Source organism: Arenimonas sp. (assembly GCF_019459675.1).
Classification (GTDB): domain Bacteria; phylum Pseudomonadota; class Gammaproteobacteria; order Xanthomonadales; family Xanthomonadaceae; genus Arenimonas.
Genome location: NZ_JAIBFH010000284.1, coordinates 1 through 9189 on the forward strand (window position 1 = coordinate 1; position 9189 = coordinate 9189).

9 protein-coding genes are annotated in these 9189 nt (G+C 69.8%); 4 read left to right on the forward strand and 5 right to left on the reverse strand.

The genetic code is table 11. The annotated features are described in order from the left end of the window. Nucleotides 1-155: 155 nt before the first annotated feature. Nucleotides 156-887, reverse strand: a complete 732-nt coding sequence (locus K0M70_RS09520) for a TMEM175 family protein (RefSeq protein ID WP_290781620.1) — start codon at nucleotides 885-887, stop codon at nucleotides 156-158. Nucleotides 888-952: 65 nt separating this feature from the next. Here K0M70_RS09520 and K0M70_RS09525 point away from each other — a divergent pair, with 65 nt between their 5' ends. Together K0M70_RS09525 and K0M70_RS09530 are read left to right on the forward strand one after the other, a co-directional pair. Beyond that, nucleotides 953-1441 carry a GAF domain-containing protein gene (locus K0M70_RS09525; protein ID WP_290781621.1) on the forward strand — a complete coding sequence of 163 codons (489 nt, stop codon included), beginning with the start codon at nucleotides 953-955 and terminating at the stop codon, nucleotides 1439-1441. Nucleotides 1442-1462: 21 nt separating this feature from the next. Then, nucleotides 1463-1846 carry a TfoX/Sxy family protein gene (locus K0M70_RS09530; RefSeq protein ID WP_290781622.1) on the forward strand — a complete coding sequence of 128 codons (384 nt, stop codon included), beginning with the start codon at nucleotides 1463-1465 and terminating at the stop codon, nucleotides 1844-1846. A 72-nt stretch (nucleotides 1847-1918) separates the two neighbouring features. Here K0M70_RS09530 and K0M70_RS09535 read toward each other — a convergent pair whose 3' ends face one another. The 4 genes from K0M70_RS09535 to glmS form a co-directional block, all read right to left on the reverse strand. Further along, complete coding sequence (locus K0M70_RS09535) at nucleotides 1919-2431, reverse strand: hypothetical protein (RefSeq protein ID WP_290781624.1); 513 nt, start codon at nucleotides 2429-2431, stop codon at nucleotides 1919-1921. Between the two features lie 208 nt (nucleotides 2432-2639). Beyond that, nucleotides 2640-4751, reverse strand: coding sequence for an ATP-dependent DNA helicase DinG (gene dinG / locus K0M70_RS09540; protein WP_290781626.1), 2112 nt, complete (start codon nucleotides 4749-4751; stop codon nucleotides 2640-2642). Between the two features lie 27 nt (nucleotides 4752-4778). Next, nucleotides 4779-5357, reverse strand: coding sequence for a TIGR00730 family Rossman fold protein (locus K0M70_RS09545; RefSeq protein WP_290781628.1), 579 nt, complete (start codon nucleotides 5355-5357; stop codon nucleotides 4779-4781). A gap of 41 nt (nucleotides 5358-5398) precedes the next feature. Then, nucleotides 5399-7222, reverse strand: coding sequence for a glutamine--fructose-6-phosphate transaminase (isomerizing) (gene glmS / locus K0M70_RS09550; protein WP_290781630.1), 1824 nt, complete (start codon nucleotides 7220-7222; stop codon nucleotides 5399-5401). Between the two features lie 288 nt (nucleotides 7223-7510). On the opposite strand from glmS, the gene K0M70_RS09555 reads away from it, so the two are divergent. Together K0M70_RS09555 and K0M70_RS09560 are read left to right on the forward strand one after the other, a co-directional pair. Beyond that, a complete protein-coding gene (locus K0M70_RS09555) occupies nucleotides 7511-8707 on the forward strand; it encodes an efflux RND transporter periplasmic adaptor subunit (RefSeq protein WP_290781632.1) in 1197 nt (398 codons plus the stop codon). A gap of 46 nt (nucleotides 8708-8753) precedes the next feature. Further along, nucleotides 8754-9189, forward strand: a 436-nt coding sequence (locus K0M70_RS09560) for an ATP-binding cassette domain-containing protein (protein WP_290781634.1), incomplete at its 3' end; no start/stop codon positions are given.

The window sequence follows — 9189 nt, forward strand, 5'->3', positions numbered from 1 at the left end:
TTGCGCTGGCCCGGGGGGGGGGGTGCGCAGCCGCGGGCCACCGGCTTCATGCCCTCGGCGGGGGCGCCGCCGGCGGGCAGGGCGTGCAGCACGGCCGCGCTGGCGTAGGTCTTGCCCACGCGGGTGTCGGTGCGGGTTATGAAGTACGACGCCACTCAGGCCCCCGGCTGCGCGCGGCGCCAGCGTTCGGCCACCCGCTCCAGCACGAACGGCGCCAGGTTGAGCAGGAAGAACACGAAGCCCGGCATGCCCAGCCAGATGCCGCTTTCCCGCGTGGCAGGAATCGCCAGCGCCAGAATCAACGACAGCGTCGCCACCACCGGTACGGCGCCCCAGTTCATCATCTCGAAGCGGGTGCGCGCGCGCTCATGCAGCGACAGCTCCAGCGCGTCGCGCAGGCGCCATGCGTGCCAGTAAAGCGCGGTCATCACCGCCCCCAACAGCCCGAACGCCACGGCGAACATGATGAACATGGCCGGCACGTCGGCCGCACTGTTGATGCTGAAGCCCGTGGGCAGGTAGCCGGCCGTGAGCGCATTGAACAGGCTCGAGAACACCATGCGCATCGGATACACGAAGATCAGCACCAGGAACACCAGCAGCACGCCCAGCCGCCGGCTGACCAGGTCATCCAGGCCGTAGCGGCGGCTCCAGTCGGCGTGCGCCGACCAGCAGCGCATGATCAGCAGGAAACAGCCGGCATAGGCCGGCACCGACTTCATGGCCAGCACCAGCGCGTCCACCGAGTCGGGGATGTCGTTGCCGGCGATCACCACCAGCGTCAGCGCGAACGCGAAGGCCGCGTCCACGAAGGCCTCGAGCCGTGTGGCCTGGGCGCCGCGGTCGCGGAAGCCGTCGGCGGAAAGGACACCGGGTGCGCTGGTCATGGCCGGACTTTACCAGCCCGCCACGCCGGCCGCGCTACACTTCCGCCCTCACTGAAAGGACCGCCATGTTCCAGGCCAATACCCTCAGCGGCGACAAAGCCGACCAGTACGCCCAGCTGCTTGAACAGGCCCGCGGCCTGATGCACGGCGAGCACGACCGGACGGCCAACGCCGCCAATCTTTCCTCGCTGGTGTTCCATGCCCTGCCCGACCTGAACTGGGTTGGCTTTTATTTCTTCGACGGCACCGAACTGGTTGTGGGTCCGTTCCAGGGCCACCCGGCCTGCGTGCGCATCGCCCTGGGCCGCGGCGTGTGCGGCACGGCGGCGCTGACGCGCCAGACACAGCGCATCGCCGACGTGGACGCATTCCCGGGACACATCCCCTGCGATTCGGCGTCCCGATCGGAGCTGGTGGTGCCGCTGTACCGCGGCGACGTGCTGGTGGGCGTGTTCGACCTCGACAGCCCGGTGCTGGACCGCTTCGACGCCGCCGACCAGCATGGCCTCGAAGCGCTGGCCAGCGCGTTCATTGAGACGTTGGGCAAGGCCTGAAGCCGACCCGCAGGAGTGGTGATGACAACCGGAACCAAGCTTCGCAACATCGGCCCGAAATCCGCCGCCTGGCTGCGCCAGACCGGCGTGCGCTCGCAGGAAGACCTGGAAGCCGTGGGCGCCCTCGCCGCCTTCGTGCGGGTCAAGCGCGCCGGCTTCAAGCCCAGCCTGAATCTTCTGTACGCGCTGGAAGGCGCGATCCTGGGCTGCCACTGGCAGGAGATCCCGGACGAACGCCGCAGCGAACTGGTGCTGGCCGCCGGCGAAGAAGTGGCCAAGCTGCCGCTGCCCAAGAACAAGCGCATGCCCGCCGCCGGTCCGGTAACCACCACGCGCAACGACGAAGATGAAACGGCCGACCTCGGCCTTGACGATCCATCGTCGCCACACGAAGACGACGCCTGACGGCGTCGTCTTGGAAAAAACCCGCGATCCACGGCTCGTGCAGGCGCCAGGAATCGCGGGCCCTGAACCCGATCAGCGGCCGTCGCGGTCCGCATCACCCGGCATGGCACGCTCGACGCGATGCCACGCGGCGCGCGTGGCTACACGGGCGTCTTCCCACTCGAGGCGGGACTTGCCGCGGCTGGCTTCGTAGCTGCTGCGCAGCTCGGGTTCGGCCTGCTCGAACGTGCGGCCGGCGTACTGGCCGCGACCCTCGTAGCCGATGCGGTAGGCCGGCGAATAGTCTTCGTAGCTGCGGTCGGTGGCGTAGTACGGCTCGCGCACGTACTGATCGCGCCAGTAGGCGTCCTCGGCCGTCGGATTGACGCCCTCGGCAACGCCCTTGCCGGCCAAGCCGCCGACCACCGCGCCAACCACGGCGCCGGCCACTGCGCCCGCGGGGCCAGCCACCATGCCGATCGCGGCGCCCGTGGCACCGCCAGCGGCGGCGCCTACGCCCGTGCCCACCGGATGCGCACCGGGCGTGCCGGTGATCGGATCGCGGTTCATGTCGTTCGAATCAGGGGTGGACTTGAGAGTGCTCATCAAAAGATCTCCATGGGGGGAGTCCGGCCAGGAATGGCGGGGACAGGAGATACACAGCAAGGGTTGTGCCAACCCGGTGCAGGCCGATACGTAGGGCTGCCGTGAAGTTGACGGGCGCAGACCCAGCGCTCTTTGCACGGAGCGGGCAGGCAAGTTGCATAAAGCGCCTGCCTTTTTTGCAGCCATCGGCGCGCCTTCTCCGGCGGCGTCAGGCGATCAGGCGGCGGTAAGGCGGGAGGCTGTCGAGCAGCGCGCGGCCGTATTGCTTCACCACCACGCGACGGTCCAGCAGCACGATGCGGCCGCGGTCGTCCTCGGTGCGGATCAGGCGGCCCATGTACTGCGTGAGCGTGCGCTGGGCTTCGGGCAGCGCCACTTCGAAGAAGGCCGAGCGGCCGCGCGATTCGTACCACTCGGCCTTGGTCGCGCCCACCGGGTCGGAGGGCATGGCGAAGGGCAGCTTGGTGATCACGACCGTGGTGGCGAGATCACCGGCCAGGTCCAGGCCTTCGCCGAACGACGCCAGGCCGAACAGCGTGCTGCCCTTGCCGGCGCGGATGTGGCTGGCGTGGCGCTCAAGCAGTTCGGTGCGCGAGCGCGAGCCCTGCACCAGGGTGCGGATGGCGCGAGCCGGCGACAGCAGCGCCACCACGCGCTCCATCTGCTTCCACGACGTGAACAGCACCAGGTTGCCGGCGTCCCAGTCGAGTTCATTCTCGATCCACGCCGCCACTTCGTCGGTGTGGCGGGCAGCGTCGTCGGGCAGGGTCTTCATCGCCGGCACCGACAGCACGGCGCTTTCGGCCAGGTTGAAGGGGCTGGGCAGGCTGGCCAGCTCCCAGTCGTCGGGGATGGCGGCCTCTTCGCAGAAGTGGCGGAAGTTGCCGCCCGTGGCCAGCGTCGCCGACGTGATCACCACCGACTCGACGCGGCTCCACACCAGGTTGCGCAGGATGCCGGCCGCCGACACCGGCGCGGCGTGGCACAGCAGGCTGCGGTCCTTGGCCACGGTAAGCCAGCGCGCCATCGGCGCCCAGCCGCTGGCATCGGTCCTGGCCCAGCGCTGCCACAGCGCGGCGGCGTCCTGCAGGCGCTCCACCAGACGGCCCAGGTTGCGCATCAGCCTGTCGTCGGGCTCGGCCTTGCCGCCGTCGTCCCGGGGTATCGCCGACACCAGCGCGTCGGCGAAGCGGCTGAGCTTGCTGAACACATGGTCGAGCGACTGCGCGTCGGCCAGCCAGTCTTCGGGCAGCCGGCCCATGGGGGCGCGCCACGTGGGCTGCGCCTCGGAAGGATCCGGCACCCAGGCCAGCGCCAGCTTGTCCTGGAAATCGCGCAGCCCGTCGCGCGCCTGCGTCACCAGCTCCTGCACTTCCAGCGGCGCCAGGCCGCTGATGGCGTCCTTGCCGCTGCGCACGAACGCAGCGGAGATCGGCCCGCGCCCGCGCTCAAGCGCTTCGATGCAGGTGGGCAGGTGCAGCTGCGCGGCGTCGGCGTCGATCGCCTTGGCGGGCAGGTGATGGCCTTCGTCGAAAACGAACAGCGCCTTGGACGGCATCGGCAGGATCGGGTTGTCGCCCTCGTCGCTGTCGGGAAGCCCCAGCGCCGCCAGCACCAGGTCGTGGTTGGCCACCACGATGTCGGCGGCTTTCACGCCGGCGCGCGCCTTGAGGTAGGGGCAGGCTTCAACGAACGCGCAGTTGGCGCGCGTGCAGGCGCCAGCCGAGGTGGTGATGCGGCTGCGCATGCCGTCGGGAATGGGCACGGGCGCCAGATCGAGGTCGCCCTGCCACTGGCCGCCGTCAAAGGCCTTCGACAGCGCCTCGATCACCTTGGCCTCTTCCACGCTGGGCGCGCGCGTGTACGCCGGATCGAAGTCGAACAGTGACTCGCCGGTGTCGCCGCCCGCCGACTCGGCCAGGTTGCGCAGGCAGGCGTAGCGCTGCCGGCCCTTGGCGATGGCCACGGTGGCGACCAGGCCCGTGTCGGCCAGGAAGCGCGGGATGTCGCGCTGCACCAGCTGTTCCTGCAGGCTCACCGTGGCCGTGGCGATCACCAGCGGACGCTTGTGCGCCAGCGCAATCGGCACCGCCGCCGCCAGATAGCCCAGGCTCTTGCCCACGCCGGTGGGCGCCTCGATCACGGCGCCGCCGCCGGTGGCGCCGAGCGCGCGCGCGGCAATCGCAATCATCGCGTTCTGCGCCCCGCGCGGCTTGAAGCCGGGCGACAGGCGCAGGCCGTCAAGCGCGGCGCGAATGCCCACCTTGTCGTCTTCGCCCAGCGAACGCGGCAGCGCGACGGTCTTGGTCGGTTTTTTCACGCGCGGCGACTCGGGCTGGGCGCGGGCTCAGCGGACGACGGCATACTCTCGCGCGTCTTCGCGCCAGCGCGGCGTGGCGCGGATGGTGGGCAGCACGTCGGCCACCTCGTCCACCAGCGACCACATGGCGGCGTGCTCGGGGTTCATGAAGCGCTCGTCGATCACCGACTGCATGAAGCCCTGCAGCGGCGCATAGAAGCCGCGCACGTTGAGCAGCACGATCGGGCTGAAGTAGATGCCAAGGCGCTTGAGCGTGATCGCCTCGAACAGTTCTTCCAGCGTGCCGCAGCCGCCGGGCAGCGCCACCACGGCGTCGCTGTCGGTCAGCAGGCGATGCTTGCGCTCGCGCATGTCTTCCACCAGCTCGAGCTTCGTCAGGCCGGGGTGGCCCCATTCGAGGTCGGCCATGAATTTCGGGAGGATGCCGATGACTTCGCCGCCCTTCGACAGCGCACCGTCGGCCAGCGATCCCATCAGCCCCTGCGAGCCGCCGCCGTAGACGATGCTGCAGCCTTCCGAGGCCAGGCTTTCGCCCAGCGCGCGCGCGGCGGCGTGGAACTCGGGCGCGACCTTGGCGCTGGAGGCGGCATAGACACAAACACGCATGGGGTGGCTCCGTTGGGGCTTGGGGTCGCGGCGCGGCGAAACTATTCCACCGTCACCGACTTGGCCAGGTTGCGCGGCTGGTCCACGTCGGTGCCCTTGAGCAGGGCCACGTAGTAGCTCAGCAGCTGCAGCGGCAGCGTGGACACCACCGGCGCGGCGATCTCGCCGCAGGCGGGCAGGATGACCACGTGCGCGGCGTCCAGGCCGTGCGCCACGGTTTCGTCCACGAAGGCGTACAGCTCGCCGCCGCGCGCGCGCACTTCCTCGAGGTTGGACTTGAGCTTGTCGATCAGGCGGTCGTTGGGCGCCACCGCGATCACCGGCATGTCTTCGTCCACCAGCGCCAGCGGGCCGTGCTTGAGTTCGCCGGCGGCGTAGGCTTCGGCGTGGATGTAGCTGATTTCCTTGAGCTTGAGCGCGCCTTCCATCGCCACCGGCCAGTGGGTGCCGCGGCCCAGGAACAGGGCGTGGTGCTTGTCGGCAAAGCGCTCGGCCAGCAGCTTGATCTGTTCGTCGAGCTTGAGCGTTTCCACGATCAGGCCGGGCAGCTGTTCCAGCTGCGCCCCGCCGTCGAGGTAGCGCGTTTCGTCCAGGCCCTTGCTGCGCGCCAGCGCCAGCGCGAACAGCGCCAGCGCCACCAGCTGGGTGGTGAAGGCCTTGGTGGACGCCACGCCGATCTCGGGGCCGGCGCGCGTCATCAGCACCAGCGACGACTCGCGCACGATGGACGATTCGGGCACGTTGCACACGGCCATCTGCGCCAGGTACGGCATCTGCTTGGCCAGCTTGAGCGCGGCCAGGGTGTCGGCGGTTTCGCCCGACTGGGAAATGGTGAGGAACAGCGTGCCTTCGCGCACCACCGGGTCGCGGTAGCGGTATTCGCTGGCGATCTCGGCCGTGCAGGGCACGCCGGCCAGCTGTTCTATCCAGTAACGCGCCACCAGGCCGGCGTGGTAGCTGGTGCCGCAGGCGATGATGTGCACGGCCTGGGTGTCGGCCAGCAGGCGCTCGGCGTCCACGCCGAAGATCTGCGTGAGGATGCGGCCGCCGGCGATGCGGCCTTCCAGCGTGTCGGCCACGGCCTGGGCCTGCTCGTGGATTTCCTTGAGCATGTAGTGGGCGTAGTCGCCGCGCTGCACGGCGTCGGAGTTGAACTGCGATTCCTTTTCTTCGCGCGTGGCCGGCTGGCCGTGCACGTCGAACACCTGCACGCCCGTGGTGTCCACGCGCGCGACATCGCCTTCGTGCAGGTACATGAAGCGCCGCGTCAGCGGCAGCAGCGCGTGGATGTCGGAGCCGAAGTACTGTTCGCCCTCGCCCAGGCCCACCACCAGCGGTGAACCCAGGCGGGCACCGACCAGCACGCCGGGTTCGCGGGCGGACACCACCACGATGGCGTAGGCGCCATGCAGGCGGCCCACGATGTCCTGCACCGAAGCCAGCAGCGACAGGCCCGAGCGCTGCGCGCGCTCGACCAGGTGCGCGATCACTTCGGTGTCGGTCTGCGAGCTGAACTCATAGCCGTCGGCCTGCAGTTCGGCGCGCAGCGCGGCGTGGTTTTCGATGATGCCGTTGTGCACCACGCTCACCTCGCCCGACAGATGCGGGTGGGCGTTGCCTTCGCTGGGCACGCCGTGGGTGGCCCAGCGGGTGTGGGCGATGCCGCAGTGGCCGTCCACGCCGGTGGCCGTCTGCAGCGCGGCCAGGTCGCGCACCTTGCCCTTGGCACGCAGGCGGACGATGCCGTCCGTGCCCTGCAGGGCCACGCCGGCCGAGTCGTAGCCTCGGTACTCGAGGGCGCTCAGGCCGTCGATCAGGTGCTTGACGATATTGCGCTGGGCGCTGATGCCGACGATGCCGCACATGGTGGGGTGATCCGTATCCGGTAAGGGCCCCAGTTTATCGGATGCCGTCGCCGCCCCGCGGGCGCGGGTGGCAAGGCCGCGCCGGGACTGTCCGGGCGTTCAGCGGCTGGACGCCCGGCGGACACCCGGACACCGGCATCGCCGCATTCAATTCAATGACTTAGCGCTGGCACGGCTCGTGCAACGGATTCCATGTAGCCCCTGCCTGGACGCGCCATGATTCGCGAACCCTCCGCCCAAGACCGCCCCCTCTCACCAAGCCCCGGCAGCGGCAGGCAGCGGCGGCTGGTGATCCTGGCAGTCGTCGCGGTGCTGCTGGCCGGGCTGGTGTGGCTGGTGATGGGCTGGGCGTCGAGCGAGCGCTCGGTGTCGGCAGCGCGCGTGCGCACCGGCGAAGTGGCGCTGGGCACGTTCGTGCGCGACGTGGCGGTGGAGGGCCGGGTGGTGGCCGCGGTCAGCCCGACGCTGTACGCGCCGGTGGGCGGCACCGTGACCCTGCAGGTGCAGGCCGGCGCCACCGTGAAGCGCGGCGCGGTGCTGGCAAAGATTGAATCGCCCGAGCTGACCAACGAACTTGCCCGCGAAGAATCCACCCTGGCCAGCCTGGACGCCGAAGTGGGCCGCCAGCGCATCACCTCGCGCCAGGCCAGCCTGCTGGCGCGGCGCACGCAGGACGAGGCCGACCTCACCCTGACCACGGCCAGGCGCAACCTGCAGCGCTCCGAGCGCGGACACGCGCTGGGCGTGGTGTCGGAAGTGGACCTGCTGGCCGCGCGCGACGCGGTGCGCAGCGCTGAAATCCGCCTGCGCCACGCCAGCGACGACAGCGGCCTGGCCACCCAGTCCACCGGCTTCGACCTCACCACCCGCGAGCGTGCGCTCGAGCGCCAGGCGCTGGTGGTCACCGACCTGCGCCGCCGCGTGGAAGACCTACAGATCCGCGCGCCGGTGGACGGCATCGTCGGCACCGTGGCCGTGACCGACCGCGCCGTAGTGGTGGCGAACGCGCCGCTGGTGACCGTGGTGGACCTGTCGCGCCTGGAAGTGGAGCTGGAGGCGCCGGAAACCTACGCCGACGACCTGGGCATCGGCATGAGCGCCGACGTGGCCATCGGCAGCGCGAAGGCGCCCGGCAAGATCAGCGCCATATCGCCCGAAGTGGTGGCCAACCGCGTGCGCGTGCGTGTCGCCTTCGAGGGCGACCAGCCCGCCGGCCTGCGCCAGAACCAACGCGTCAACGCCCGCATCCTCATTGACGAACGCGCCAATACGCTGATGCTGCCGCGCGGCCCCTTCATCGAAGCCCAGGGCGGCCGCACCGCCTGGGTGGTGGACGGCAGCGTCGCGGTGCGCCGCGCCATCCGCCTGGGCACCGCCAGCGTCACCCACGTGGAAGTGCTGGACGGCCTGGCCGCTGGCGACGTGGTGGTGATCGCCGGCACCGACACCTTCGGCGACGCCGAGCGCGTGCAGCTCAACGACTGACCCTTCCATTCCCTTTTCCCGAACACCGACACCAAGGACGCCTCCCATGCTCCGGATGAACCAGCTCAGCAAGGTCTACCGCACGCACATGATCGAAACCCACGCGCTGCGCGGCTTCGACATCCACGTGCGCGAAGGCGAGTTCGTCGCCGTCACCGGCCCGTCTGGCTCGGGCAAGACCACCTTCCTCAACATCGCCGGCCTGCTGGAGGAATTCACCGAGGGCACCTATCTGCTGGACGGCGTGGAAGTGCGCGGCCTGAGCGACGACGCGCGTTCGCGGCTTCGCAACCAGAAGATCGGCTTCATCTTCCAGGGCTTCAACCTGATCCCCGACCTGAACCTGTTCGACAACGTGGACGTGCCGCTGCGCTACCGCGGCCTGGGCGCCGCCGAGCGCAAGCGCCGCATCGAAGACGCGCTGGGCAAGGTGGGCCTGGCCTCGCGCGCCAAGCACTACCCGGCCGAACTGTCCGGCGGCC

Excerpts from the sequence above, each read along its gene's own strand:
- K0M70_RS09520 (WP_290781620.1), bottom strand. The coding sequence starts at position 887 with ATGACCAGCGCACCCGGTGTCCTTTCCGCCGACGGCTTCCGCGACCGC.
- K0M70_RS09525 (WP_290781621.1), top strand. The coding sequence starts at position 953 with ATGTTCCAGGCCAATACCCTCAGCGGCGACAAAGCCGACCAGTACGCC.
- K0M70_RS09530 (WP_290781622.1), top strand. The coding sequence starts at position 1,463 with ATGACAACCGGAACCAAGCTTCGCAACATCGGCCCGAAATCCGCCGCC.
- K0M70_RS09535 (WP_290781624.1), bottom strand. The coding sequence starts at position 2,431 with ATGAGCACTCTCAAGTCCACCCCTGATTCGAACGACATGAACCGCGAT.
- K0M70_RS09545 (WP_290781628.1), bottom strand. The coding sequence starts at position 5,357 with ATGCGTGTTTGTGTCTATGCCGCCTCCAGCGCCAAGGTCGCGCCCGAG.
- glmS (WP_290781630.1), bottom strand. The coding sequence starts at position 7,222 with ATGTGCGGCATCGTCGGCATCAGCGCCCAGCGCAATATCGTCAAGCAC.